Below are 25805 nucleotides of genomic sequence, written 5' to 3'. Positions count from 1 at the left end.
GCATGCGGTGCGGATCGTTCAGTTTCCATCGAGCGGCTCATGAAGCAGTGAAGGAAGCGGAGCAATGAGCGAAGTTTCGCCAGTGGTATTTGTTGTCGACGACGATGAGCATGTGCGTCAAGCCTTTGCGCGGCTGCTTCGAACCGCTGGCCATCTGGTTGAGACCGTCGGGAGTGCCGGTGAACTCCTGGCTCATCCTGCCTTGAAGAGACACCCGACGTGTATTTTGCTGGATCTGGCGTTACCGGACGCAAGTGGTCTCGATATACAGCGCGCCCTGGGTGCTATCGCATCCATCGTGTTCGTGTCAGCGCACGGTGATATGGGCACCGCCATTGAAGCGATGAGGGCGGGTGCGCTCGATTTTCTCGAGAAACCTGTCGATGAACAGCTGCTTCTCTCTGCCGTTGCGCGTGGTCTCGAGCACGGCATAAAAGTATTCGAACAACACACACGAAGCTCCGAAATTAACCTGCGCATGGCGCGGCTGACGAGGCGAGAACAAGAGGTTATGACGCTCGTCGCGGACGGACTGATGAACAAGCAGATCGCCAATACGCTCGGCATTGCTGAGCGTACTATCAAGATCTATCGAGGACGGATGATGCAAAAAATGCATGTCAGGTCGGTACCGGAACTCGTGCGATGCTTGATGCAGCTAGACATTGACGTGTCACAGGCGGGCGACCGCCAGGACAGCCTCAGTAGATAAGTACGCGGCCTCAGCACCCACTGACCGGCGCGTGGATAGTGTCGGGACCTGGACGATCGACGGCCATCCGGTCAAATAGTGTGAGTGTTGCGTCATGGTCGACTAACGTCCAACGTGGTCGGCGGTAGCCAACACTGAACAGCCGTTCAGACTGGCGCACGCTAGAGGCCCGACTCTTCACCGCCGGTCGTAGTCTGACTCGTTTGCGGAGCCCGGACACGCCAATTCGGACCAATCGTCGAGAAGGAGGGGGCAATGGTCCAAGAGGGCATTCCTGCCAGCAGCAGTGCAGCGGCGCCTGCTAGAGGTTGGCGCGCGATACTGGTGTCGGTTCAATGGTTGACGAACTATAGACTGCGGTGGCTTTCAGCCGATCTCGTGGCTGGGCTGACGCTTGCCGCCTATGGAATTCCAGTATCGCTAGCCTATGCGACGCTCGCTGGGTTGCCGGCTCAATACGGCATTTACGGCTATCTGGTGGGTGGAATCTTCTACGCGCTGTTCGGTTCGTCGCGCCAGTTGGCGATTGGGCCGACTTCGGCAATCTCGATGCTCGTCGGCGCGACGGTCGTGGACATGGCCGGTGGCGATCCTGAACGGTTCGCGTCCATTGCCGCACTGACGGCGGTACTGATCGCGGCCATGTGCCTGCTGGGTTGGATCCTGCGGCTAAGTTCGCTCGTCAATTTCATCAGCGAAACGATACTGGTTGGCTTCAAGGCCGGAGCCGCGTTGACGATCGCACTGACTCAATTGCCGAAGCTGTTTGGTGTCAAAGGGGGCGGGGAGCAGTTCTATGAACGTGTCGCGATTCTGGCTGGACAGCTTCCTTCTACCCATCTTCCCGTGCTCGCGTTCGGGCTTGGCGCGCTGGCCTTGCTGCTCCTCGGCGAGAAATACTTGCCGGGGCGCCCGGTCGCCTTGTTCGTGGTGGCACTCTCCGTCGTGCTGCTGGCGGTGACACCACTGGGTGTGATGGGATTCACGGTCGTCGGCGCTTTGCCACGCGGTCTGCCCGGTTTTCATTTTCCTTCGCTCAGGGTCCGGGACGTCGATGGCATCGTTCCGCTTGCATTCGCCTGTCTGTTGTTGTCGTACGTGGAAAGCGTATCCGCAGCACGCGCTATCGCACAGAAGAACGGGTATGAAATTGACCCTCGCCAAGAACTGCTGGCGCTCGGCGCGGCGAATCTCGCCGTGGGCGTCTTTCATGGCTACCCCGTGGCGGGTGGCCTGTCCCAGTCCTCAGTCAACGACAAGGCGGGCGCAAAATCCCCGCTCGCGTTGGTGTTCGCGTCAATGGCTATCGGCCTGTGTCTGATGTTCCTCACAGGTCTGCTGATCAACCTGCCCAACGTCGTACTGGCGGCCATCGTGCTGGTGGCGGTCAAGGGTCTCGTTGATATTCGCGAATTTCGCCACGTCTGGTACGCCAGCCGTTACGAGTTTATGGTGTCGATGGTCGCCTTCATTGCCGTACTGTTGCTGGGTATTCTCAAAGGGGTGATTTTCGCGGTACTCGCGTCGATGCTATTGCTGATCCGGCGCGCAGCACATCCGCACGTGGCGGTGCTCGGACGCATTCCAGGAACACACCAATATTCGGACATCGAGCGTCATCCCGACAACGAGTTGATACCTGGCGTCCTCATGTTCCGGGTCGAGGCTTCGCTGGTTTACTTCAATACGGACCATGTGCGGGCGACGGTACGGGAGACAATCCGGTCGGCAACGCAGCCGGTCAAGCTGGTGATAGTTGATCTGTCCAATTCTCCGGCGGTTGACATCGCCGGAGCACGGATGCTCGCTACCCTGCATGCTGACCTCGCCGAAGCGGGAGGGATCCTGCGGATCGTTGCTGCTCATGGCAGCGTGCGCGATATGCTTCGTGCGGAAGGACTGGAGCAGCAGGTTGGCGATATCGGCCGCCGCGTTTCGGTGGATGACCTAATCGGGACGTATATGCACGAACTTGACGTGAAGATCGCGGTGGCGGGCCCGGTTGCGAAAAAAATGACTTGATTCGGGTGCGGTGGATCAAGGCTGATCTGAAGCATGCATCACCTGGAAAGCTGGTTGAACGACTGCTCGTCCGCCCGAAGAGATTTGAATGGCTAAGCCTCAGGGTTGATGAGCTGCCGGAAGTGGCCGACTCCTGTCTTACGCGGTCGGCAGTAGCCGACCCGTTGCTGCCAGTCACAGCGTCGCAGTTCGAGCGCCGCGTTCTGAAGCGCAGCAGTCATTCACGCGATGCAACGGAAGCTCAAATCGACTCCTCATGAGCATGCTGTCGCTCGGAAATTGTCACATATCCTCGCGGACGGACACTTTGTCTTCCTCCCGCAGAAGTCGATGTACAAGTCGGTGACAGTTTGCGCACAGACATTCCACATCGTCGAGCTTCGTTCTGTGTTGAGGCCTCATCTGGCTGACGTGGGTAGTCGAATGATGGACTTCGATGCAAGCTTCCGCATGCTCTGTTCCGAATACGGCAACAGGATCCAGCTTGCAGCGCTCACAGGTGAGCTTTCCATGCAAGCGTCTAAACTCCGCTTTTTTAGCTTTGGCCAGTCCAGGGGCTCGCTCTCGCGTGAGATGCGAGACAAGTTTTCGATCGCCTTCTGTCCATTCCTGCTCCGGCATCAGTGCCGGAACGGCCGACGGCGAATCGGAGTTTTTCGGCACGATTTGATAGCCAGCGTCTCGCAAAAGGGCGAAACATAGCGATGCCTTGTCTCCCGAAAAATGCTTAGGCTCGATTGTCGCACCGTCTAACGCCAGAGAAAGCGCAATGCCAAAGACGGCTTTCGGTGGAAACCGAGCACCGTTCTCGTCGATTAGGTCATATGTCGTGGATGGACCAAAAGGGTGGCTTACATCCCCGTCCTGAAACATTTGAACAGACCGCCAGATGTACTCGGGCGTGGCTCTTTTCAGAACATCCGCAGGGAGCCGCTCGCTGCTTTCGGCGGCAACATACCGTGCGTACCGGTAACCGGCCCCCTTCAACTTACGCTCGGCTTCTTTGAGCAATTGTTCGTCAAAGAATCGGATCCATTCCGTCTCGAGAACCAGCGCTTCCACGGAAAGGTCCAGACGTCCACTTTCCCAGAGCTTGACAAAGCCGTCGGAGGGATTTTTTCCTCCCACCAGCTTTGCCACAGTCGAGTACCCGCCTTCCGCACTCAGCATAGAAAGAAACTGCCGCGGGTCGTATTTCAATTCACGCTTCGCCTCTGCCGCCTTTTCGCGAAGAAACGCTGTAAACCGTTCGTTGCTATGTTTATCCATCAACTCTCTCTGAAACGTCGGCAAACCTGCTTTTAGTACTTTTCGGCAACAATCGCCAAGACTTGAGTACCATGACTGATTAGCACCTGACGGCGAATCCCATTCCGCGCGGGGAGGTGTGCCGTGCTAGAAGGTCTCAGCGACTTCCGGAACGGAGCTTGACGGACCTCGTCGCATCCAGGCACAGGAAGCCGACTTTGGGCGGCATGGAACTGATATCCTTATATGTTGGCGAGCCGGTGTCACGGACATCTTCATAGACGGGTTTCCGGCAAACCCTTCCCCGCTCGTTGAGGAAACCTCGAGGAACATTAGCTCCCTGTCTGTCATGGATTCACGAACCATCAGTTACTACTCCAAGAACGCAGAGCTCGTTGTTGACCGCTACGAATCCATCGTGAACGGGTTGGCCGAACACTTCGAAGTCGCTTTCCCTAGTGGCAGTCGCGTTCTGGATATCGGATGCGGTTCCGGCCGCGACTTGGCATACCTACAGACCTTGGAGTGCGATGTCTACGGTTTGGACGCGACCCCTGAATTGGTTGAACTAGCGCAAAGTCGGCACCCCGAGCTAAAAGGACGCATCGTTTGCGAATCGATCCCCAGTGCCCAGGTTCCATTTGGAGGAGCATTCGATGGTGTCTTGTGCTCAGCCGTATTGATGCACATCCCGTTGGAGCATCAAATCGCCGCCGCGGAATTTATTGAAAGATCCTTGAAACCCGGGGGGAGACTTCTGTACTCGGTTCCAAGCAAACGCCGGGACGCTACAACTACAGAAAATCGAGACGGCCACGGAAGACTCTTTATCCCTGACTTGGTAGAGGGATACATAGACATCCTCGTAAATCAAGGGTTTACTTTGATTGAGCGTTGGTGCAACGCTGACAGCCTGGGTCGCGACGAGGTGGAATGGGCGTCGGTTTTGATGCAACTGCGAGCCTAAACACGGCAGCAGAGCCATTCCCAGATATAGTCACGTGCGTAATCGACCAGGCCCAGTGGGACACTAACGGATCGAGAACCGACGCCTGAATGTCTGATCGACGTCGCGTGGAAATGGCGATTCGTGGCCGAACTATGTCCCACGACCGAGCGCGATGATCGTCTCGGCCGTTGCGCAGAAATTCAAAGGCATGTATCGGATGGGAATCAGCCGTTTGAGTGACGACTCTGTGCGAGGAGCGAGCGGCGGCAACTGGCCGATCGCGAGCGCTCGCCGGCTTCTCCGTTAGCTGTCGTTCAAACCATTCGCGGTCGCCAGCGGCGACTTTGTGGCGTCAAAGCTCAGCGGGTGAATTCTTCGTCTGCCGGATGCAGTCAGGTCAATGACAGCATCCGTCGTCAGCCAATGCGACCAGATTGCCATCGACCGATCACTGATAACGGAAAACGGGTTGTGATGCAGGCCGACGCCAAGTGCTTCAAGCCAACATGGACTTTGCACGAAGCAGTGATCGCTCGCGGGCGTAACGTTCATCGCAAATTCCGGAGAGCGGTTCTCGATCTCCGACAAGGAAATGAAGTCCGATGCGTCGCCTCTCGCCAAAGTCTATTGATATCGCTTTCCGCGACAGCATTAGAGCACGGTGACGGGTCGCCATTTACAACAGAGGGCCTGGTTTATGAAAGCATCTCGGTTTGTTTTCGCTTTGTTGATGAAATCTGAACTGACCTTCGAGCGATCAGAGGTGTGTCCATGTCCGATATCGACCGTAGCAGGCTTCCGCTTCCCGAACCCGAGTTCAAAGGCAAGATCGGCAAGACCTACAAGGAATCGGTCAGTGCATGGCCGAGCTGCCCAAGCCACCGAAAGGCGCCCCCAACGTACTGCTCATCCTGCTCGACGACGTTGGCTTCGGGCAGGCCAGCACTTTCGGCGGTCCCGTGCCGACGGCCGCGCTGGACCCGTCTATCACTACAACTTCTTCGAACGCGTCCGACTGAACGTGGTGTCGACCAAGCCGTTGCCCAAGGGGAAGTCCACGATCGAAGTGGCCTTCGCCTATGACGGCGGCGGTTTGGGCAAGGGCGGCGAGGCCATCCTGCTGCTCGACGGGGAAGAGGTCGGTCGGGGAAGAATCGAGCAGACGGTGGCAGGCCGCTTCGGCATCGATACGTTCGGAGTCGGCTCGGACAGCGGCTCCCACGTGTCAGACGCCTACAAGCCGCCGTTCGCGTTCAAGGGCGGCCGGATCGAGCGCGTCGACATCAAGCTCGCGCCGCGAAATCTCAGCCAGAGCGAAGAGGACGAATTGCAGGAGCGCTATCTCGCCTTCGCCCAGCATATCGAGTAAGTGAAAGAGGACGGGCACCGACGCGTTGCCGTCGGTCTGTCCTCGACTCGCGTCCCGGCAACGCGAGGGCTACGTATCGTCCACTCGCCGCATTGCGTTCGGCGACCGCGCCAGACGATCACTTCGCGTCTGTGTTCCAGGTGACAGGCGTCGATCGATCGAACGTATTCGAACGGCAGATTACTGGCGGCGGAGCGGACGTCCGAATGTCTGAATGTCAGTGCAGGCGAGCGTCGCTTCCTGGTCGACGTCTCCTCACGCGGCCGGTTCTGATCGACTGCGGCCGCTCGGCCCTGGCTAGTGCGGAGAGCGCTTTGTCTCAAAGGCTGGCTCGTCGCGGCGCAGTGACATAGCGTCAAACGCTACGCCGCCGGCCTTTCGTCGTGTCTCGACGTGCCTCGCACTCTGTCTATTGCATGTTGTTTAAAGCTCCCTTCGCGACGCGCTTCGAATCCGGCGGAAGGCCCGCTGTCGAGTGACCGCTCCAGCAACGCTTGATTACCGCGAAATAGGAGGGCTGAACGCACGTCCAGCCCTCGTAGCATCCTTTGGATTTCAGCAGGAGATGCAACGCGCGCAGCCGGTACGAGGGCACGGCCGCAGCGAAGTGATGCTCGACGTGATAGTTGACGTAGTTTGGCGCACAAAGCAAACGCGCTAGCGGGCCGGCAAGCGTGGTGCCCGTGTTCTTGCGCGGATCCCGGTCAAAGTGATCCGGCACTCCACCGTGTTCCCCCATCACACGCAGGCGCATGACGATGGGGAATACGAAAATCTGGCCAAGCCACCAGCACAGATAAACCTCGGCGTGGTGCATCACACAAAGCAGCGCGAGCAATAACGCGTGGCTGACGATGAATGGCACCTGATCCTTCAACCGGAAGGTACGGATCTGGAAGTAAAGGTTCTTGATGCCGTTCAATCCCGAGAGATCACGTGCGAATTTGCGTGCGAGGCTTGCCCCGCTCGCGGGATACCTGTCGACGAATGCAAGGTCCGCGTCGGCTTCCGTGCCGGCGTTCCGGTGATGGGCGAGATGCCCGTTTCGATAGGCTTCGAACGGCACATTGGGCAGTCCTCCGAACAGCCACTTGCCGGCCCACTGATTGATCTTGCGCGATGAGAACAGTGTTCCGTGTGCAGTGTCGTGAACCAGAATGCCGAGTCCGAGCGCGCGCGCGCCGAGCAGCACGGTCGCTCCCAACCAGGCCTCCCACGTGTGCCAGACGATCGGAAGGGCGAACCCGGCCGCGATCAGGGCGAAGTTCACTAACACCAAACCGGTCGCGCGGAGATTGGATGTCCTTGTCAAATGAGAGAGTTCTTCGCGACTGATCAACTTCGTAATTTGCACAGCATGTCTCCGCGAGCGATTTATCGGCGTCCGTGTGGCTTCGCAGGCATACTAGAAAATATTTCAACATTACTCAAACATGGGCACGATATGTAATGTTCCGGTCGCGCTCCCCAATGCGCCGGACCTCGTTCTCGACCTGCTTGAAGCGCATGGCGGCGCGCTGGCGGGCCAGGCAATTTGCCGGGCTGGCGTGTTGCTCGGTCATCGCGAGTCCACCATGCGTGTGGCCATGACGCGGCTACTCGAAGCAGGGAAGCTTGGCCGGCGAGAGCGCGGTTGGTATGAACTGAATCCAGACGGCCTGAAATTGCGCGGCATGCTCGATGTGTGGACGCGCAATGTCGTCGAGGAGGTGCCCTGGCAGAGGGAGTGGGTGGCCGTACATGACGCGCACGTCGGGCGCGCGGATAAGTCGCTCTGGCGACGACATCAACTGGCGTTGGCGCTGCGCGGGTTTGCGGAGTTCGAGTTCGGTCTGAAGATCAGACCGGCCAATCGCGTCGGCGGTGTCGATGTCGAGCGGCGTGAACTGAAGGGCTTGGGTCTGGCGCCTATGGCCACCGTTTTTCTGCTGGTCGATTGGGATCAGGAGAGCGCGCAGCGGGCACATCGGCTTTGGCCGACGGGTGAGCTGGCACGCGATTGCGCGCAGTGTCTGGCAGCGCTCGACAAGCACCGTCGATTGCTCGCAAAGATGCCGATCGAGCGGGCACTTCGAGAATCTTTTCTACTCGGTCGTGCGGCGGTCATGCTGCTGATTCGGGACCCGCTTCTACCGGAAGCGTTGATGAACCCTCAGTTGCGCAATGCCCTGGCGAACGAGGTGCGGAGTTACAAATCGATGGCGCACGGGATGTGGGACGCGTGGCTGAGGACCTCCCCCCAAGGCTGATCGTGCGACGCCGACGAAATCTCGATTGACTCGCTGGACTTGCCGTTCTGACGACTGCATTGTCAAGAATCTGGCCACCTCGTCCGGAGCTGACTCGAAACGGAAGTACGATCGCAGCAGAAACCTCCGAAGCGACCATCGGCCACGAGAGGGCCGAGGCACGCTAATGGGTGTCACGATCAGAAGGCGACGTCGGGTGACTGTTCATGGGCCGACCGCTGCCCTATACGGACGCCCGAAATCGACCTGTATCCGCCGGTCGTCTAAGCCGTGCGCAATCGACCGGTTGAATCCGCGACCCCTTGCTGCCGTTCGCATCTGCAGCAGCCCAACGGCAGCCGTTAAGGAGAAGCGGGCGCGTGAATGACACTTTCCCAGCGATACGAAAGACGCCTGGTAGCCGGTTGTCGCTCGATGCAAATCGGCATGCAACGACGATGCTTCTCGGCGTTGCGACCGGCTGACGGCGACGCAGGGCAGCTCTAGCCTCCACCCGACGAGTCTTCTCGATTCACGAGCTGGCGTCTGCGAATCGGGACTTCTGCGAAATACTAATCAAAGCGCAAATACGATTGCCCGTCGGGGGCAACGGTATTTGCCCCAAACCCTGATAGTGAATCACCCGTCTTTATACAAAACTACGATGGCGCTGTTCGGATGATGATGTGCTTACTCGGGTCGTGCAGACGATAGCGTGCCTGGCGCAGACCAGCACCACTGGAGCGTTTTGCGGCTAGGCGCTCGCCATCGGACACGACGGCGAGGTCCATTCCTGCGACTACTATGTGTACCCAGTGTGTCCCCTCGAAAACATCACGCAGATTGGCGAGATGGCGCTTTCTGTGCGGCGACAGGCCTTCGGTTACGCCATGCGCTATTCGCTGCCTGGATATCGCCGGCAGTGCAAGCACCTCAAGCTGTGTTGGGGCGAATGTCCGAAGAGCGACCTCATCGCCAGCCCCGACGGAGAGGCGTGCCTCGATTACATCTGCTCGGGCACACGCAGGTTTCATGACCACGTCAGTGCAGCGCTTTATCAAATAGCCACGCGTTTCAGCTGATATCTGAGGCACGTTGACGGGTACGGAGGTTTTCTCGTGAACAATAATTTGCCCTGTTTGCGTTCTGAAGGCTGCACTCATGTGATCGACAGCGAGCATTCTGCGCGAATTGCTGTCGCGAAGCAGCTTCGCCGAGCGGGTTATCAGGTGAGACACTATGCTTCGATTAGCGAGTTTCTTATGCGGGATGCCATCGATGAGTTCGGTTGCATTTTGACGGAAGTGCAGTTTAGCGACGGACCAGATTGGTTCGCACTCCTGCAGGACTTATCGCGTTCCAGCAATTCGTTGCCAGTCGTGTTGATGAGCGCAAGCGACGATGTAGCTACCGCCGTGAAAGCGATGAAACTGGGTGACGGATTATTTGAGTAAGCCGCTGGATTCAGTCTTGCTGTTCAACGCTTTGGACAGTGCGCTTGATTTGCACAAACAGCTGCAGTCTTCGGACGTTCATTCCTCACCAATAGCCCTCGCTGAACGCGAGGAAACGGTGCTGCGAGGCGTCGTAGCGGGACTTTCCAACCGGGAAATTGCTGAGCAACTTCAGTTATCAGAACGCACAGTCAAGAACTCGCGCGCCAATCTGATGCGCCAGTTTTCTGCAAACTCTGTTGCCGATCTGTTAGTGCGGGCGGCGCCCTTATGGATCCAGGGTGGCAATGTTATGGATAGCCAAGGGAGTGGATGAAGTGGCAACGTCGTCACTGACTGACGCCGATGAGTTTCCAGGGGCGTCCGCCTAGCGTTGGAGGCGGACGCCCCACTCAATCTGGCATTGGATTAGCCCGTTGAGACAACGTCCGCACTTGTTCGCTCGTTAGTAAATAATAGATCCGATGGTAGGACTGAGTCTCGAGCGCAAAGTGCGGAGGCGAACGTGGAATGTTCCAGATGGTAGGCAACGCTCCCTTCTGCATGTCGAGAATGTCGTGATGCACCATATTAAGTGCGCAAACGCATGCATGGAAAACACAATTGCAGGAAAGGCCGGAATCGATGTAGGCGCCGATGGCGCCCAGGGAGCGGCTCAGGGAGCCTGAAGGTTTTGCGTCAACGGTGGCGAGCCCGGTGCCCGTAAGCGGGTCAGCGCGCCAGCATGGCATCGATGATTTCGTCATGCTGATGCGCCGCGTGACGCATCTTGTGCTGCGCGTTCTCCGAAGCGGAATAGCGATAATAAAAGATCACGCCAAGGTATACGCTGATACGCTACGCGTGATGCACGGCATCCGCGGCGCCTCGCGCAAAGAGCAGCGAGCACATCGCCCCCGCGATCATCAACACGAAAAATGGTGCGAGGCTCAAGGCGGCGCTCTCCGTTCGGTCGCGCAGCACGCCCATCAACCACGGCCCAGCCAGGGCGCCAATTCCGCCGATCATGTTGATGGCCGCGATAGCGCCGGGTAGCGCTGCTTTCGGTAGCAAGGCAGGTGGCAGAGCCCAGAATACCGCGAGCGCGGAGGAGAGCCCGGCCGTGAGCAGGCAGATGCCAGTCAATGCGACCCACATGGACGAGTGGCCACAGGCGATTGTCGCAAGGCCAGCAGCAGCGGTGAGCATCGAGCCCGCGAAATGCCAGTGCCGCTCTCCACGCGCATCGGAATGACGGCTCACGAGAATCATCGCAACGCCGCCCACCACGTACGGCACGACCGAGTAGATGCCGATCCGCAGGTCGCCCCGCACACCCGCCTCCGCGATGACCGTGGGTAACCAGAATACGTTGAGGAACACGCCACAGAGCACGCAGGCGAGCAGGAACGCCAGCAGGGCAACCCGGACAATCTGTGGCCGACCGAACGCCGCTCGCGTGCCGGTGGCAAGTTCGGCCGACTCCTGGTGCTTCAGATCTGCAAGGAGGCGAAAGCGCTCGTCGCTGCTCAGCCATGCAGCTTCCTGAGGGCCGTCGGGCAAACAGAAACGAACCAGCAGTCCGACCAGGCAGGCGGGTATGCCTTCGAGCAGAAACATCCACTGCCATCCGTGCAGACCGAGCCGCCCTTCCATATCGCTGAGAATCCAGCCGGAAAGTGGACCGGCAAGTATGCCGGCTGCAATCGGCGCGAGCAGACAGATGGCAACGGCATTGGCGCGTCGGGCGGCGGGAAACCAGTACGTGAGATAGAGCAGCACGCCCGGCCAGAATCCGGCCTCGCACAGGCCGAGCAGAAAGCGCATCAACACGAGTTCGTGCGCCGTGCGCACAAATAGCGTCGCCGACGAGACGATGCCCCACAGAAACATGATGCGGAACAGCGACCGGCGGGCGCCGATGCGATGCAGCAGGAGGTTGCTCGGCACTTCGAGAAGCATGTTGCCGAGGAAGAACACGCCAGCCGCGAGTCCGTACTGCGCCGACGTCAGCCCCAGATCGTTCGCCATGTGGGTCTTCGCGAAGCCTATATTGACGCGGTCGAGAAAGGCAAAGATCTGGCTGATGAAGAGGATCGGGATCAGGCGCAGAAAGATCCTGCGGTAGAGCTGCTCCTCCCTCGCCGGCGACCATTGCGTTGTGGCCTTCGCGCCTCGAGTGTACGTAGTCATGTGAAATTGTCCTGTATCCGGTGACCGAGTCTAGGGTGCAACCGGGCACGAGGCTGTCAAATATTGGACAGAGGCGGAATAACCCTGATTGGTCATCGGCTCGCGCTACGGGCCCGTGATTGCGTGCTGCGTGTCACATTCTTGACAGCCCTGCGGGCGCGATTTCCTTACGATGGTGACGAGCAAGCTGCGGTTCGTACTCGAACCGCCTCAATCACCAAATACAGGAATGCCTTCATGAATGCTTCGTCCAGCCCTGCGCCTTTGAGCGCTGATCCCGGTGCGGACTTTGCCGGCCATATCGGGGCCACGCTGGCTGTTTCGCAACCCGCGTGGACCACGCCGCGTCGCGCGCCGCAAGGCAGCCCGAACGTTGTCGTCATCCTGCTCGACGACCTCGGGTACGGCGATTTTGGCTGCTATGGCGGTGAGATCGACACGCCGAACATCGACCGTCTTGCTCGTCATGGCTTGCGCTTTACGAACTACACAACCGTGCCCATGTGCACGCCGGCGCGCGCCGCCCTGCTGACTGGCAAAAACCCGCATAGCGTGGGCTGCGGGTGGCTGACGCACAACATGCCCGGATATCCGGGTTATCGCGGCGGCGAGATTTCCAGAGATGCGCCGACCATCCCCGAACTGTTGCGCGAAGCGGGGTGGTCGACGATGGCGGTCGGTAAATGGCACAACACCTACGACCGCAACCTGCACGCGGCGGGGGACCGGAGTTCGTGGCCGCTGCAGCGCGGCTTTGACCGCTTCTATGGCTTTCTCGCGGCGGAGACGAGCTACTTTCATCCCGACCGCATGGTGGAGGGCAACCAGCTCGCAGTCACGGACCACTATCCCGAGGGCTATTTCGCCACTGACGACCATACCGACCGCGCGATCGGATGGCTCGCGGAACATCGAAGCAGCGCGCCGGAGAAGCCGTTCTTTCTCTACCTTGCCTACCAGGCGCCGCATACGCCGCTGCATGCCAAGCCGGCCGATCTCGCCCGCTACCACGGCCGCTACGACGCCGGCTGGGACGCGATGCGCGAGCAGCGATTCAAGCGCCAGCGGGAGATGGCGCTCATCGAGCCGAATGCCGAAATGTCGCCGCGCAATCCCGGCGTGCCGGCGTGGGACGAACTCGACGCCGAGCAACGCGCGCTTTACGCGCGCTACATGGAGGTCTATGCGGCGCTCGTCGACAACGTGGACCAAAACGTCGGGAAGCTGCTCGACTTCCTTGAGTCGACGGGCCAACTCGACAACACGCTGATTCTCATCACCTCGGACAACGGCGCGAACTCGATTGGAGGGCCTACCGGCGTGGCTAACCTGCAGGACCGGCGCCAGGGTTTCGGGGAAGATCCCCTCGTCTTGCGCACACTGCTCGAACAGAACCGCGTGGGCAGTGAAGACACCTATGCCGCGTATCCGAGCGGCTGGACGCAGGTCTCCAATACCCCATACCGGTACTACAAGCGCACGCCGATGGCCGGCGGCATTCGCGTGCCGTTCATTGCGCATTGGCCAAAAGGCATCGACGGCAACGAGATGCCTCGACGCCAATGGATTCACGTCACGGATATTCTGCCCACGCTGCTCGAGCTCACGGGTATCGACTATCCGGCGCTGTTCAATGGCTATCGCACGCGCCACATGGACGGAACGAGCTTTGCCGCCATGCTGGACGATCCCGAGGCACCGCAACGACGCGATCGGCAGTACTACGAATTGCAGGGCAATCGCGGCTATATCAGCGGATCGTGGAAGATCGTGTCACTGCAGGCACCGAGCCAGCCGGCGAACCTCAATAACTGGATGCTCTTCGATCTCGCGAACGATCCCGCCGAGATTCGCGATCTGGCCGCCGAGCGCCCCGACGTGTTGAACCGGGTGATTGCCGAGTTCGAGGCGGAGGCGAGCGCCAATTACGTCTACCCACTCGATACGCGGGACGAACGCCGAGCGTTGACCCTGCCGCCGCACGAGTTGGAGGACGCTTCCACGCCACGCGATTTCTATCGGGCAGCGCAGACCATTTCGAGCGTGATCGTTTCGCCGCTGATTGCCGATCGCGACTTTACGTTGCGCGCAAAGTTCGACTATGCCCCGGGCGACGAGGGTGTCATCTTCGCCATGGGCGATCGTTTTGCCGGCATGGTCGCATACGTGATGGACGGCGCGCTGTGCTTCATTTACCAGCTATGGTATCGCCCGATCGAACTCGCGCCGATTGCGCTCGAGGCCGGCTCGCAAGAATTCGTGCTGCACTACAGCGCGCTTGGTCAACGGCGCGGCCGGGGCGAATTCCAGCTCAATGGTGCGCCCGTGCGCGAGGCTGTCGATCTGTCGCCGACGTTCGTACGCGTGGCATCGGGCGGGATGGACGTTGGCATTAACCGCCGGCAGCCGGTCAGTGAACGCTATGCGCATCGCGGCACGTTCAGCTACAGCGGCAAGATCGGCGCGATCCGGCTTGAGCCCGGCGCCCATGCGCACGATACGCCGGTGGTGGTCGACGAAGCCGCCGTGCAGGCCCGCATGCGGGCGTCTCGCGCGGATCGTTAAGCGCAAGCCGCGCGACACGCGGTGTACAAGTGTCGCGTGGTTTGACTGCTGCGCTGGCGGTGTCGTGCCGCAGCGGTGAAAGGCGCAGACCGGAATCCGACGCTCGTGGCAAATCACTGTTCACGAGCGCTCGTTAGCCGAGGGACTTCAATTCGCCGAGGGCATCGGCGCGCTTCATGTCCGCCGGGGCAGACGAGCCGGAGTCGATATAATACCTGTTCACCAGGTATTCCACGACCCCACGGCCAACGCCGCCCTTTGCAATGTCTGCTGCCCCGCACACTTCCGAGCACGCTGAAAAGACCACCAAAGCGCTGGCACTGGGGATCATCCAGCGCGTGATCTGGTTGCGCGATTGCCGGCAGGAGACGTTGAGCGCGATGGTCGAATGCGGCGTGATCCGCCACTACGGGAAAGGGGAGCGCGTCGCGCAATGCGATGAACCGTTCGACTTTCTCGGTCTGCTCGTAAAAGGGTCGCTTGAGGCGAGCCTCACGCGCGCCTGGGGGCATCGGCATCTCGTCGGGCTCATGCAACCGGGCGATCTGGTCGGGCTCGTACCGGCTCTCGATGGACTAGGTCACGTGAACGACCTATGGTCCCGCGGACCAGCCACGCTGCTACTCGTGCCGGGCGACGATCTGCGCAGGCTTCGCGATGCCGACACCATGCTCGTTCGCGCTCTGGAGCAGCATCTTGCGTTTCGCTGCCGGGTGCTGTTCGAACGCCTCGTGGCAGATCCGGGGCTGTCACTGGAGGGGCGTCTATGCAGCCTGTTGCTGACGCTTGGCACCCTGTATGGCGTGCCGCGCGGCAACGGTTTCGAGCTCGAGATGAAGCTCTCTCAAAGCGACATGGCCGACTGGCTCGGCGTGAGCCGGCAGCGCATCAACTTTGTCGTGAAGCGGCTGGAGGCGGACGGCCTGCTCGACGCGCGGTACCAGGCCGTGCAGATCGTTGATCGCGCGAAACTGGTCGAGCGGGCCAACAAGCCGTTTTCGCCCGACGCCGTGGCGAAGCCTCTGAGCTGAATCCTTCCGCTGCACGGGCCGTGGCCGCGCCACGGTGCGCCGTGGTGCCTCGACATGGCAACGCATCAGGGCGATCCCGAATCTGTCCTGGATTTGACAGCGAATCCGGTACTGCTCCTTTAGTCTGAACGCTCTGAGTGGGCGCCGCGTATGGCGGCGCCCGTCCGGGTGCTGTTTGCTGCACCCCAATTCACCACAGCAAAAAGACACCGCATGACCGTTGCCTTGACACCCAACCCACCGGGAGGACCCAGCGCCAGCGCTCTGTGGAGCGCACTGCGCGACGCAGGCACCTCGCACGTCGTCACCGTCCCGGATTTCGTCCAGTTCGCTCTCCACGACAAGCTCCGCAACGCCGGCGAAGGCATGCAGCAAATATTCGCCTGCAGCGAAGACCAGGCGCTGACGACGGCCACCGGCCTGTACATCGGCGGTGCGTCGCCCGTGCTGATGATGCAGAACCAGGGGTTCTACAAATGCCTCAATACGCTGCGTGCCACCTGCATCGATGCGTCGGTGCCAATGGTATTTCTCGTAGGTCAGTTTGGCCGCGAGATTGAGAATTTCGGCGCGCCTGCGCGCAGGTCGCGTCGCAGCGTCGTGTGGATGATCGAGCCGCTGCTTGAGGCCATCGGCGTTCGCTACTGGAATGTGGATGAAGACGAGCACGTGAAGCGTTGCGCCGAAGCCTTCGCGCATGCGAAGGCCACCGAGGGGCCGGCTGTGGTGCTGATCGGCCGGCATGTCACGTGGAATTGAGGAGGGGCGCAACGATGAAGCTGGGACAAGTCTGTGCAGCGATTGCCGCTGCGCGCAAGGAGGTTTGCCCGCAGGCGCCTCTCGTGTCGACGATGTCGGCGCAATTCGCCTTCGATATGCTCGGTGAACGCGAGCGCCGTATTGATTCGGTGCCGCTCATGGGCGGCGCGGCCGGCCTCGGTCTCGGTATCGCGCTTGCCCAGCCGGGCTTGCCCGTGATCGTCGTCGACGGTGACGCGAGCCTGCTGATGGAGCTTGGCGGTCTTGTCACCGTCGCGCATAACCGGCCGGGTCACTTCGTTCATTTCGTCGTCAAGAACGGTACGCAGTTCAATGGCCTGGTGAACCTGCCCACCGCCGCAAGCGAGCCTGACTGCGACTTCGCCGGTATGGCGCGGGCCGCAGGTTATGCGCGCGTCCATCGCGTCGATACGATCGAGTCGCTGATGCCCCTGCTGCCGCAACTGTTCGGCCAGAGTGGCACCGCGTTCGTCGAGCTCGTCGTCGAACCCGACGCGCCGCGCGTTGGCGCCCAGACGCCGCAGCCGCTGCTGCCCGAACTGCAGTTCGTGCGTATGCGCGAGGCGGTGCGGCAGTTGCGGGCCGTGCTCAACGGCTGATGCAAACGGATTGAGACAAACGCGTCGCGCCGCGAGGCGCGAGTGAATTGAATAGCGAAGTGAACCGTGCCCCATGCGGCACGCGTCGAGGAGTTTCAAGGTGACTGCGCAATTCGCAGAGTCGTTTGATTATGTTGTCGTGGGCGCGGGGTCTTCGGGCGCGACGCTCGCCACGCGTCTGGCCGAACGCGGCGCAGGCAAGGTGCTGCTGCTCGAGGCGGGGGCCCCTCGAGACAATGACTTCTGGGTGAGGGTGCCGCTCGGCGTGGCAAAGCTCCTGCTTAACCCTGATTACGTCTGGCCGTTCAACACCGAGCCGCAACATCAGTTGGCAGGCCAGAAGATCTACTGGCCGCGCGGCCGACTGCCAGGCGGTTCGAGCTCCGTCAACGGCATGATCTATGTTCGCGGCGAACCGGAGGAGTTCGATCACTGGGCCGAACTGGGTAATTCCGGCTGGGACTATGCGTCGCTGCTTCCGTACTTCAAGCGCCTCGAGAGCGCGGCGATGGGTGAGGACGCCGAACGAGGCCGGGATGGTCCCATTTCGGTCTCGTCGGTGGCAAATGTCCACCCCAACGCCCTGAGCGATGCGTTCATTCAGGCATGTAATCAGGCTGGAATTCCTGCCGTCGGCGACTACAACGGTGGGCGCTACGAAGGTGTCAGCTATCTGCAGCTTTCGACCGGTGGTGGCCGCCGCTGCAGCACGGCGATCGGCTATCTGCGTGGACGCCCGCAACGCGACCTCGCGCTCGCAACGCAGGCAGTGGCAACGCGTGTGCTCTTCGAAGGCAAGCGTGCCATTGGCGTGGAATATGTACAGGACGGCGTCACGCGAACCGCGCTAGCTCGCCGCGAAGTCATCTTGAGCGCTGGCCCGATCAAGTCGCCCCAACTGCTGGAGTTGTCTGGCGTGGGCGACGCCAGCCGGCTGCAATCGCTCGGCATCCAGGTTCGGCAGAATCTGCCAGGCGTCGGCGAAAACCTGATCGACCATCTGCAGGCACGCATCACCTATGAGTGCACGCAGCCGATCACGCTGAACGAGATCGTGCGCAGCCCGCTCAAACAAGGGTGGATGGGCGTGCGCTACCTCCTCACGAGACGTGGTTTCATGGCGACGCCGTCGGCTACGGTGCACGCGCTGGCACGCACGCAACATCGCCGGGAGCGCGCAGCCGTCAAGATTCAGTTGCATCACCTGACAGGCGCCGACCGTTATGCAGGCAAGGGCTTTGGTCTGGATCCCTTCCCGGGTTTCGCGATCGGCTTTTTCCAGTTGCGGCCGAAGTCGCGCGGGCACTTGCACATTCGCAGCACGAATCCGAACGAGTCGCCGGTCATCGAGCCGCGCTATCTGACCCACGAGGACGACAAGCTGGAGATGCTCGACGCCCTGCACCTGTCCCGCAAGGTGGCGCAGCAGCCGGGCCTCGTGAATTACGTCGCGCGCGAAACGCGGCCTGGGCTCGACATTGCTGACGACGCAGGTCTGCTCGACTACATCAAGGTATCGGGCCAGACCTCGTGGCATCCGGTTGGAACCTGCAAGATGGGTACGGATCCGCTGGCCGTGGTCGACCCTGCGTTGCGCGTGCATGGCGTCGAGAAGCTACGCGTCGTCGACTCGTCGATCATGCCGACGATGTGTTCGTCGAATACGAACGCTGCGTCTATCATGATCGGCGAGAAGGCGGCGGACCTGATTCTGTCTGCCAGCTGAGACCGGCACGCGTGGGCAAGGGCGCCAGTCAAGGCGATGTACACGGAGAAAACATGGACGCAACTTACCAGCGCTCGAAGGCATGGCGTATCGCCGTCTTGCTCTTTCTGTTCATGGCGGTGAACTTCATCGACAAGATCGTCATGGGACTGCTCGCGGTACCGATGATGGAGGAATTGAAGCTCACGCCAACGCAGTTCGGCATGATCGCCAGCAGCTTCTTCTGGCTGTTCGCGATCGCCGGCGTCGTGGGTGGCTTCCTCGCCAATCGCATTGCGACGACCGGGCTGCTCCTGACTCTGGCCGTTATCTGGTCCGTCTGCCAGATCCCGCTCGCATTGACGTCGAGCCTGGCGGTTTTCGTCGTGGCGCGTGTCTTGCTCGGCATGGCCGAGGGTCCCGCGTTTCCCGTCGCCGTGCACGCATGCTACAAGTGGTTTCCCGATGCAAAGCGCGCCGTTCCCGTGGCCGCCTTCACGCAGGGCGGCAGCATCGGATTGCTCATCGCCGGCATCGTCATTCCGCTGGTCACGGCGCACTGGGGCTGGCGAGCCAACTTCTATGTTCTGGCGGGTGTCGGCCTCATCTGGTCCCTGCTGTGGATGCTGCTTGGCGGCGAAGGTACCGTGGACGTCAACGAGAACACGCGTACCGGCGGACTCGCCCCGCCCGAAATTCCGTATCGCAAGTTGCTGGCGAACCCTACCATCTTGACGTGCTTCATGCTGCATTTCGTAGGGTACTGGTCGCTCGCGCTGACCCTGACCTGGCTGCCGGCCTACCTTCAGCGCGGCCTGGGTTTCGGCGCGGTCGAATCCGGCCGGATCTTTGCCGCGAGCGTGGCAATCAGCATGCCGCTTTGTGTCGCGATTTCATGGATGGCGCAATGGCTGCTCGCACGCGGTGTCTCGTCACGCAACGCACGCGGGCGGTTCTCGTCGGCGACGCTGGTCGTGGGCGGCGCCGCGATGATCGCGCTGCGGGCGCTCGACTTGCCGCCGGTTGTGCAAGTGGTATTGATCGCGATTGCTATCGGCATTGCGCCCACGATCTACTCGCTCGGGCCGGCCATGCTCGCAGAAATTGTCCCTGTATCCCAACGCGGCGCCATTCTGGCGATCGACAACTCGATCGCTTCCGTCGCGGGGATGGTGGCGCCGCTGGTCTCGGCGCATTTCATCCAGATCATGCCGGGCGCGGCTGGCTATCAAGCGGGTTTTGCCTTCTGCGGCGTGCTGATGGTCTTCGGCGGACTGTTCGGCGGGCTGAAAGTTGATCCAGACAAGGCAATGCGCGCGCTGAAGCTGGCCTGAGCGCCGGTCGATTTTGCGATAGACCAATTGCCTGTGCCATGGGCCTTCACGGTTCCATGGCACCCGCTCCACGATCAACCTGCAGACGAGCGGAGTGGATCTTTTCTGAAACATAGGAATCCGTAGTAACTGATGTGGGGCATCCACAACGAGAGAAGCGGAGGGTTCGGGTGAGTCGCGTCGCGGACCAGGTCGAATGGCGTCGCGTATTGCTCGAAAGCAGTGCACAAGCCCAACCATCAGGACGGAAGGGCAATCAGACGCCGGAGCACCGGCAAAAAAACAGACCAGAGGAGACGAGATGAAATTGAAGCTGAGCTGCGTCGCGGCGTTGATGCTGTTTGCGGGCGTTGCACACGCGCAGTCGTCGGTGACGCTTTACGGTGTTACCGACACAGGCTTGCTCTATCAAAGTGCGAGCGCTGCGAATTTTCAGTCGAAAGTCAATCTCGGGCACGTCTACGAAGCAAAGGACGCTGGCATCGGACAGAGCCTTTTCGGGATGAGGGGTATCGAAGACATCGGCGGCGGCTACTCGGTGACGTTCAAGTTGCAGGGTGCGTTCAGCCTGACGAGTGGCAAGACCGGTCTTTCGAGTACACCGAACACCACGGCCGTGTTCAATCAGCAGACTTCGGTTGGCGTAGCCGGTCCGTTCGGGACGATCGATGCGGGCCGGCAAATCGTGCCGATGATTCGCGCGATGGCCGATACTGACGTTCGGAACGCCCAGTACTTCGGCAGCATTCTGACCGCGTGGCTCGGCATGAATCAGGCGGCCGGCTGGCAGGGCACGAGTACGAACGGGCCGCTTGGTGCGCTTTACGATGACAACGCCATCGTCTACCAGTCGCCGAAGTTCTATGGTGCGTCGCTCGCCCTCGAGTACGCGCCCGGCGGCGTGGCGGGCCAGTTTCAAGGGGGAACGCGCGAGTCCGCGATCCTGAAGTATTCGAACTACGGCTTGAACCTTTCCGGGGTCTACTACAACGGCCACGATACGAATCCGTTTACGACCACTGCCAACGGCATCGTCACCGCGCCTTCGACGGGGTTGAACAACAACCGGTTCTGGTATGTCGGCGCGATGTACACCTTCCACGATTTCTCGGTGTCGGGCTCATACAGCATCGGGCGCAACCCTGCGAATAGCGCCCATACCAACATCGAGATGATTTCGGGCGGTCTCGGTTACAGGTTCTCGCCGTCCTTCAAGGTGACCTCGGGCTTCTACTACCTGAAGGATCGCAACAAGAGTGCGAATCAGTCGGATCTCGTCTCGCTCGGCGGCGAATACAGCTTTTCGCATTCAACGCTGGCGTACGCTCAAGTTGGCTACGTCAACAACCGGGGGACCATGAGCCAGACCGTCACTTACGGCGCTCCCGTGCCGGAAGGCCGCTCGACTACGGCGGCGATGATCGGTATCCGTCATGTCTTTTGATTCCAACTAACTCGTTTGACTGGAGAGAACAATGAATATTCGCACGGGGCTTGGCTACCTTGGGGCGCTCGTTTTCGCGGTGGTGTCGCTCGGCGCGTTGGCGCAGACTGCCGCGAGCGGGCCGGGTGCAAATGATGCTCCTCCGGTGGCCTCGGCAGCACCAGCGAAGTCGCAACGGGCGGCAAATCGCGCCCTGCGCCGCAGGGTATATGCGACCGTTGTGAAGCATCAGGAGATCGACGCGGGCAACATTAGCGTTGTTGCCAGAGGCGGAGCGGTGACGCTCGACGGGACTGTCTCCGATGCGTCGCAGATCAGCAAAGTGGAGGACATCGTGAGGGGCGTTCCGGGCGTAGCTTCGGTTACGAACCGGCTGGCGGTCAGGAAATCCTTCAATGGCGAATAAGCCGATCGTCTATCGGCGAATCGGCTGATTTCGCTCGCGTACGTTTGTCGGCGCCAACCTCACGTCTTCTGCCGACAGGGGCAACGAATTGCTGGCGCCGGCAGTCGTTGCTCCCGACTTGCGCAAATACTCACGCCACGTGAAGGATCGATGTGGTGCGCGGAACGTGATCGCGGGACGAGCGCTCTTGCCAGAATTGAATCGAACGGCCGGTTCGAGTGAGACGAAGCGGACTCTGCGCCCGTGGTCGGATTCGCGTGCTCCGATCGGCTCAAGTGTGCATCTCGTCATCCGATTGAGGCAAGATAACCTCCTTTTGTCTACGGGCGCCGCTGGCGGCTGCGTTCACCCGCAAACGACCCGATATGCTGAGCCAGCAAGCCGTAGATGCATGGACCGGTTCTGTCGCGGTAAGGGGCGAAGCGAAAGCGAGATCGCTATGCTATGCACTACTGATATTGCGAGGCTGTAGAATTGATCAGCGGCGGAAAGATGGGATTCCCGAACAAGCTTCATCTGTCCTTTCACGATCATATGCATCAGTTCGATGCCAACCAGAAGGATCCAGGCACAGCGAAAGTCTTGAATCCGAGCATGGGTCGCGTCCGCCGCTTGAGCGCCCGATGGTCCTGCTCGACCAGATTATTGAAATATTTCGACTTGCGGATCTTGATGGGTGCTTCACGATCAGCGTTGATCACCTCGAGCGCGGCGAGATTTGCGCCGCTTTTGTCGATGGTCACCGTCTCCGGCGCCCCGTTCTGGGCCATCACCTTTTCAAAGTAAAGCCGGGCTGCGGTCTTGTCCCGATGGGCGCGCAGTAGAAAGTCGATCGTGTTGCCGTCCTTGTTGACGGCCTGGTAAAGATATCGCCATTCGCCCTTGACGCGAATGTACGTCTCGTCCATGCGCCAGCTCTTGCCGACCGGCCGCTTGCGCAGGCGAAACGATCTCCAGCACCGGCAACAGCTTGACGGCCCAACGGTGCACGGTTGAATGATCGACGCAAGCGCCGCGCTCCGCCATCATGTCTTCCAGGTTTCGCAGGCTGAGCGAATAGGCCACATACCAGCGAACGCACGTCAGGATCACGTCGAGTGGATAGTGCAGGCGTTTGGGCACGCGGGCCAACGCCGGATTCACCGTTCTCATCAAGCTTTCAGTTTCGCGTCGTTCCGCAAATCATAGCGGAACGCCTTACTGCAGCAGATCCCGTGGTATTGCCCCAAAGGGCAACTTCGTTGCCCTTTGCCCTAATGGCCAGTTGTTTGGAAATATCTGATTCTTTCTGGACTGTGCCACTTGCAGCGCGATTCCTCGCGCATACAGGGCCGCCGGCATCCTCAGAGGGCATCACGATGACACTTTCGCGCAGAGACTTTCACCGCGTGAGCATGGCAATGGTGGCGGGGATCGCAGCCGTTGGTAAAAGCACGAATGTCGGAGCCGACGAGGCGCCGACGCCTCTGGCGTCGGGAGCGGGGAGTCCCATGGAACCACTAGGCGGGCAACCGCCGGCCGGCTCGACTGCCTCGATCAAGGACTTTGATTACCAGATCAAATATCAGCGGGCGTTCGAAGCGGTTCTCTGGAACATGCCCGCGATTGCGATATACAGCTTCCGGCGGGCAGCCTTTGACAATCTGGGTGTCAAGGACAACGACATCATCTCCTATTCGGCGCCGGCGACGCCGAAGCTCGAAGCCATTACGGCGAATAGCACGACGCCATACATCGCGGCATTTACCGATCTGCGAAAAGGGCCCGTTGTGCTGGAGGTCCCCGCCGCCGGTGCCGAAGGGAGCGTCTACGGACAGGTTGTGGACGCGTGGCAGTTCACGATCGCGGACGTGGGGCCTTCAGGCCGCGACAAGGGGAAAGGCGCGAAGTTCTTGTTCACAGCACCCGGCTACAAGGGTTCCGTTCCCAAGGACTATCTCCACGTCGCCTCGCCCAATTTCAGGATCGCGCTAGCGTTTCGCTCGGTTCGCGCGCCGGGCAAGTCCGCCACAGACGCCTATCACTATGCCCAGCGGCTACGCATGTACTACCTGTCGGAAGCCGCGAATCCGCCGAAGCAGCGTTTCATCGATCCGATCCACGATCGCTATCCCACGCTTCCGTTTTTTGATGAGCGGCATTTCGACGATATGCATGCCGTCATGAGTGTCGAGCCTGTCAATGCGCATGACAAGATCATGATGGGCATGCTCACGTCACTGGGAATCGAAAAGGGTAAGCCTTTCACGCCCGACGAAACGACGAAGAAGGCCATGCGTCAGGCGGCGATCGACGCGTGGTTCTACCTGCAATACTGGTACGACCATTTCCCGAGAGAGAAGCTGTTCTGGCCGGACCGGCATTACGCCTCATTGCTTCAGGCTGACGACAACAGGACATTCACATTCGTTTATGACGACAGGATCGACCTGATCAATCGAGCGGCCGAATACTTCTGGTGCACCTACATGCCCAGAGTCCTGAGTGATGATCCCGCTACCCAGTACTTGATGGCCGTGGCGGACAGCAGCGGAAATCTTCTTGAGGCTGGAAGGCTTTACAAGCTGGACGTTCCAGCCCAGATGCCCGTCAAGCAATTTTGGGCGCTCACCGTGTATGACCGGGCCACCAATGCGTTCATTTACAGCGAGTCCAACCGCACGACGCTCTCGTCTTACGATCTCGACACCATGAAGAAAAACGCGGACGGTGGCGTCACGCTCTATGTCGGACCCAAGGCGCCCGAGGGGCTGGAGTCCAACTGGATACCGACCGCGGGAAAGCGTCCTCTGCCCGCCATGCGTCTTTATGGTCCGACTGAATCGCTCAACAACAAGTCGTTCAAGCTATCGGATTTTCAACTGGTCTAAATGGTTGGCTCGATTAGAGCCCAACCGAAGTGGTGACAACTGTCTATGGGTGCTGCTTAAAGGGGAGCTCGATGGAGAGGTGGAGCGCGATGCGGCACGGACGGGGGGGCGGCTTATCCGCGCGCTTGAAGTTCGTTGCGATAGCAACTATCACGATGGGTGTTACATCGATCGCGCACGCCCAGTCAGACGAGGATCTGGCCAAGCAGCTCAGCAACCCGGTTGCGGCGCTCATCAGCGTCCCGTTCCAGTTCAACTACGACGACAACATCGGTCCCAACCGTGACGGCCACAAGTTTCTGCTGAACTTCCAGCCCGTCATACCGTTTCACCTGAATGACACCTGGAACCTGATCTCACGGACGATTCTGCCGGTTGTGTCGCAGAGCGACGTGTCGCCCGGATCGGGATCGCAGACTGGCCTTGGCGATGTTGTACAAAGCATTTTCCTCTCGCCACAAAAACCGACAGCGAGCGGGCTGATCTGGGGTGTCGGACCGGTTTTTCTGATTCCAACGGGTACGGATGAGCTGCTGTCCAGCCGCAAGTGGGGCGCGGGACCGACCGCCGTCGTGCTCATGCAATCGGGGCCATGGACCTATGGCATGCTGGCCAATCATATCTGGTCGTTTGCCGGCGAAAGCAGCCGCGACAGCGTCAGTTCGACGTTTCTTCAGCCCTTCCTCAACTACACGACCAAAGACGCGTGGACCTTTGGGCTCAACACCGAATCGACTTACGACTGGACGCACAATCAGTGGTCGACACCGATCAACGCAACCGTCACCAAACTCATCAAGGTGGGCGGCCAGCCGATCAGCGTCGGCGGCGGCGTCCGGTATTGGGCGGCGAGTCCCAGTTCGGGGCCCCACGGCTGGGGAGGGCGAGTCATTGTGACTTTCCTGTTCCCCGCTTGA

23 protein-coding genes and 1 pseudogene are annotated in these 25805 nt (G+C 60.1%); 19 read left to right on the top strand and 5 right to left on the bottom strand.

Annotation, left to right across the window (positions count from 1 at the left end):
- Nucleotides 1–64: 64 nt before the first annotated feature.
- The gene (locus tag FAZ97_RS22895) at nucleotides 65–712 is read left to right on the top strand and encodes a response regulator transcription factor (RefSeq protein ID WP_158760675.1); all 648 of its coding nucleotides are present in this window, start codon (nucleotides 65–67) and stop codon (nucleotides 710–712) included.
- A gap of 255 nt (nucleotides 713–967) precedes the next feature.
- Nucleotides 968–2734, top strand: coding sequence for a SulP family inorganic anion transporter (locus FAZ97_RS22890; RefSeq protein ID WP_158760674.1), 1767 nt, complete (start codon nucleotides 968–970; stop codon nucleotides 2732–2734).
- 282 nt (nucleotides 2735–3016) lie between these two features.
- On the opposite strand, the gene FAZ97_RS22885 is transcribed toward FAZ97_RS22890, so the two are convergent.
- Nucleotides 3017–4003 (bottom strand): HNH endonuclease, encoded by a 987-nt coding sequence (locus FAZ97_RS22885; protein ID WP_158760673.1) that lies wholly within the window; start codon nucleotides 4001–4003, stop codon nucleotides 3017–3019.
- Between the two features lie 328 nt (nucleotides 4004–4331).
- Here FAZ97_RS22885 and FAZ97_RS22880 point away from each other — a divergent pair, with 328 nt between their 5' ends.
- Nucleotides 4332–4949, top strand: a complete 618-nt coding sequence (locus tag FAZ97_RS22880) for a class I SAM-dependent methyltransferase (RefSeq protein WP_158760672.1) — start codon at nucleotides 4332–4334, stop codon at nucleotides 4947–4949.
- Nucleotides 4950–5234: 285 nt separating this feature from the next.
- On the opposite strand, the gene FAZ97_RS22875 is transcribed toward FAZ97_RS22880, so the two are convergent.
- Nucleotides 5235–5483: a hypothetical protein gene (locus FAZ97_RS22875; protein WP_158760671.1), complete on the bottom strand. Its 249-nt coding sequence runs from the start codon at nucleotides 5481–5483 to the stop codon at nucleotides 5235–5237.
- Between the two features lie 308 nt (nucleotides 5484–5791).
- Here FAZ97_RS22875 and FAZ97_RS35265 point away from each other — a divergent pair, with 308 nt between their 5' ends.
- Both FAZ97_RS35265 and FAZ97_RS22870 read left to right on the top strand, forming a co-directional pair.
- Nucleotides 5792–5950, top strand: a complete 159-nt coding sequence (locus FAZ97_RS35265) for a hypothetical protein (protein WP_199272125.1) — start codon at nucleotides 5792–5794, stop codon at nucleotides 5948–5950.
- A gap of 2 nt (nucleotides 5951–5952) precedes the next feature.
- The gene (locus tag FAZ97_RS22870; RefSeq protein ID WP_199272124.1) at nucleotides 5953–6300 is read left to right on the top strand and encodes a hypothetical protein; all 348 of its coding nucleotides are present in this window, start codon (nucleotides 5953–5955) and stop codon (nucleotides 6298–6300) included.
- Between the two features lie 409 nt (nucleotides 6301–6709).
- Here the strand turns inward: FAZ97_RS22870 and FAZ97_RS22865 are convergent, their stop codons facing one another.
- Nucleotides 6710–7654, bottom strand: a complete 945-nt coding sequence (locus tag FAZ97_RS22865) for a fatty acid desaturase family protein (protein ID WP_158760670.1) — start codon at nucleotides 7652–7654, stop codon at nucleotides 6710–6712.
- Nucleotides 7655–7733: 79 nt separating this feature from the next.
- Here FAZ97_RS22865 and FAZ97_RS22860 point away from each other — a divergent pair, with 79 nt between their 5' ends.
- From FAZ97_RS22860 to FAZ97_RS22845, 4 genes are all read left to right on the top strand, one after another.
- On the top strand, nucleotides 7734–8549 hold the full coding sequence (locus tag FAZ97_RS22860; protein WP_158760669.1) for a PaaX family transcriptional regulator: 816 nt from the start codon (nucleotides 7734–7736) through the stop codon (nucleotides 8547–8549).
- 785 nt (nucleotides 8550–9334) lie between these two features.
- Nucleotides 9335–9610 carry a hypothetical protein gene (locus FAZ97_RS35440; RefSeq protein WP_325073239.1) on the top strand — a complete coding sequence of 92 codons (276 nt, stop codon included), beginning with the start codon at nucleotides 9335–9337 and terminating at the stop codon, nucleotides 9608–9610.
- 36 nt (nucleotides 9611–9646) lie between these two features.
- Nucleotides 9647–9982 (top strand): response regulator, encoded by a 336-nt coding sequence (locus FAZ97_RS22850; protein WP_158760668.1) that lies wholly within the window; start codon nucleotides 9647–9649, stop codon nucleotides 9980–9982.
- Between the two features lie 16 nt (nucleotides 9983–9998).
- The gene (locus FAZ97_RS22845) at nucleotides 9999–10298 is read left to right on the top strand and encodes a LuxR C-terminal-related transcriptional regulator (protein ID WP_158760667.1); all 300 of its coding nucleotides are present in this window, start codon (nucleotides 9999–10001) and stop codon (nucleotides 10296–10298) included.
- 521 nt (nucleotides 10299–10819) lie between these two features.
- On the opposite strand, the gene FAZ97_RS22840 is transcribed toward FAZ97_RS22845, so the two are convergent.
- A complete protein-coding gene (locus FAZ97_RS22840; protein WP_158760666.1) occupies nucleotides 10820–12154 on the bottom strand; it encodes an MFS transporter in 1335 nt (444 codons plus the stop codon).
- Between the two features lie 63 nt (nucleotides 12155–12217).
- On the opposite strand from FAZ97_RS22840, the gene FAZ97_RS22835 reads away from it, so the two are divergent.
- From FAZ97_RS22835 to FAZ97_RS22800, 8 genes are all read left to right on the top strand, one after another.
- Nucleotides 12218–14719, top strand: coding sequence for an arylsulfatase (locus FAZ97_RS22835; RefSeq protein WP_233271743.1), 2502 nt, complete (start codon nucleotides 12218–12220; stop codon nucleotides 14717–14719).
- 263 nt (nucleotides 14720–14982) lie between these two features.
- A complete protein-coding gene (locus tag FAZ97_RS22830; protein ID WP_158760665.1) occupies nucleotides 14983–15750 on the top strand; it encodes a Crp/Fnr family transcriptional regulator in 768 nt (255 codons plus the stop codon).
- A 150-nt stretch (nucleotides 15751–15900) separates the two neighbouring features.
- Nucleotides 15901–16509 (top strand): thiamine pyrophosphate-binding protein, encoded by a 609-nt coding sequence (locus FAZ97_RS22825; protein ID WP_158760664.1) that lies wholly within the window; start codon nucleotides 15901–15903, stop codon nucleotides 16507–16509.
- 14 nt (nucleotides 16510–16523) lie between these two features.
- Nucleotides 16524–17129 (top strand): thiamine pyrophosphate-dependent enzyme, encoded by a 606-nt coding sequence (locus FAZ97_RS22820; RefSeq protein WP_158760663.1) that lies wholly within the window; start codon nucleotides 16524–16526, stop codon nucleotides 17127–17129.
- A 73-nt stretch (nucleotides 17130–17202) separates the two neighbouring features.
- The gene (locus tag FAZ97_RS22815) at nucleotides 17203–18855 is read left to right on the top strand and encodes a GMC family oxidoreductase (RefSeq protein WP_158760662.1); all 1653 of its coding nucleotides are present in this window, start codon (nucleotides 17203–17205) and stop codon (nucleotides 18853–18855) included.
- Entirely contained in the window at nucleotides 18780–20168 is a 1389-nt protein-coding gene (locus FAZ97_RS22810) for an MFS transporter (protein WP_233271742.1), read from the top strand. Before FAZ97_RS22815 ends, FAZ97_RS22810 begins: the two co-directional genes overlap by 76 nt.
- A gap of 301 nt (nucleotides 20169–20469) precedes the next feature.
- Nucleotides 20470–21612: a porin gene (locus tag FAZ97_RS22805; RefSeq protein ID WP_158760661.1), complete on the top strand. Its 1143-nt coding sequence runs from the start codon at nucleotides 20470–20472 to the stop codon at nucleotides 21610–21612.
- Between the two features lie 31 nt (nucleotides 21613–21643).
- Complete coding sequence (locus FAZ97_RS22800) at nucleotides 21644–22018, top strand: BON domain-containing protein (protein ID WP_158760660.1); 375 nt, start codon at nucleotides 21644–21646, stop codon at nucleotides 22016–22018.
- A gap of 459 nt (nucleotides 22019–22477) precedes the next feature.
- Here the strand turns inward: FAZ97_RS22800 and FAZ97_RS22795 are convergent.
- Nucleotides 22478–23170, bottom strand: a pseudogene (locus tag FAZ97_RS22795) (IS6 family transposase); the annotation flags it as partial.
- A 338-nt stretch (nucleotides 23171–23508) separates the two neighbouring features.
- On the opposite strand from FAZ97_RS22795, the gene FAZ97_RS22790 reads away from it, so the two are divergent.
- Together FAZ97_RS22790 and FAZ97_RS22785 are read left to right on the top strand one after the other, a co-directional pair.
- On the top strand, nucleotides 23509–24888 hold the full coding sequence (locus tag FAZ97_RS22790; protein ID WP_233271741.1) for a DUF1254 domain-containing protein: 1380 nt from the start codon (nucleotides 23509–23511) through the stop codon (nucleotides 24886–24888).
- Between the two features lie 155 nt (nucleotides 24889–25043).
- Nucleotides 25044–25805 carry a transporter gene (locus FAZ97_RS22785; RefSeq protein ID WP_158760658.1) on the top strand — a complete coding sequence of 254 codons (762 nt, stop codon included), beginning with the start codon at nucleotides 25044–25046 and terminating at the stop codon, nucleotides 25803–25805.

Origin of the sequence: Paraburkholderia acidiphila (genome assembly GCF_009789655.1) — a bacterium.
Classification (GTDB): domain Bacteria; phylum Pseudomonadota; class Gammaproteobacteria; order Burkholderiales; family Burkholderiaceae; genus Paraburkholderia; species Paraburkholderia acidiphila.
This window is presented reverse-complemented; position numbering and strand designations above follow the sequence as displayed.

What these genes read in the sequence shown, in the direction of transcription:
- FAZ97_RS22825 (WP_158760664.1), top strand. Translation starts at nt 15,901, where the DNA reads ATGGCGGCGCCCGTCCGGGTGCTGTTTGCTGCACCCCAATTCACCACA.
- FAZ97_RS22895 (WP_158760675.1), top strand. Translation starts at nt 65, where the DNA reads ATGAGCGAAGTTTCGCCAGTGGTATTTGTTGTCGACGACGATGAGCAT.
- FAZ97_RS22790 (WP_233271741.1), top strand. Translation starts at nt 23,509, where the DNA reads ATGGAACCACTAGGCGGGCAACCGCCGGCCGGCTCGACTGCCTCGATC.
- FAZ97_RS22830 (WP_158760665.1), top strand. Translation starts at nt 14,983, where the DNA reads ATGTCTGCTGCCCCGCACACTTCCGAGCACGCTGAAAAGACCACCAAA.
- FAZ97_RS22820 (WP_158760663.1), top strand. Translation starts at nt 16,524, where the DNA reads ATGAAGCTGGGACAAGTCTGTGCAGCGATTGCCGCTGCGCGCAAGGAG.
- FAZ97_RS22800 (WP_158760660.1), top strand. Translation starts at nt 21,644, where the DNA reads ATGAATATTCGCACGGGGCTTGGCTACCTTGGGGCGCTCGTTTTCGCG.
- FAZ97_RS22785 (WP_158760658.1), top strand. Translation starts at nt 25,044, where the DNA reads ATGGGTGTTACATCGATCGCGCACGCCCAGTCAGACGAGGATCTGGCC.
- FAZ97_RS22805 (WP_158760661.1), top strand. Translation starts at nt 20,470, where the DNA reads ATGAAATTGAAGCTGAGCTGCGTCGCGGCGTTGATGCTGTTTGCGGGC.
- FAZ97_RS22885 (WP_158760673.1), bottom strand. Translation starts at nt 4,003, where the DNA reads ATGGATAAACATAGCAACGAACGGTTTACAGCGTTTCTTCGCGAAAAG.
- FAZ97_RS22840 (WP_158760666.1), bottom strand. Translation starts at nt 12,154, where the DNA reads ATGACTACGTACACTCGAGGCGCGAAGGCCACAACGCAATGGTCGCCG.
- FAZ97_RS22860 (WP_158760669.1), top strand. Translation starts at nt 7,734, where the DNA reads ATGGGCACGATATGTAATGTTCCGGTCGCGCTCCCCAATGCGCCGGAC.
- FAZ97_RS22875 (WP_158760671.1), bottom strand. Translation starts at nt 5,483, where the DNA reads ATGAACGTTACGCCCGCGAGCGATCACTGCTTCGTGCAAAGTCCATGT.
- FAZ97_RS22815 (WP_158760662.1), top strand. Translation starts at nt 17,203, where the DNA reads ATGCGGCACGCGTCGAGGAGTTTCAAGGTGACTGCGCAATTCGCAGAG.
- FAZ97_RS35265 (WP_199272125.1), top strand. Translation starts at nt 5,792, where the DNA reads ATGGCCGAGCTGCCCAAGCCACCGAAAGGCGCCCCCAACGTACTGCTC.
- FAZ97_RS22890 (WP_158760674.1), top strand. Translation starts at nt 968, where the DNA reads ATGGTCCAAGAGGGCATTCCTGCCAGCAGCAGTGCAGCGGCGCCTGCT.
- FAZ97_RS22880 (WP_158760672.1), top strand. Translation starts at nt 4,332, where the DNA reads ATGGATTCACGAACCATCAGTTACTACTCCAAGAACGCAGAGCTCGTT.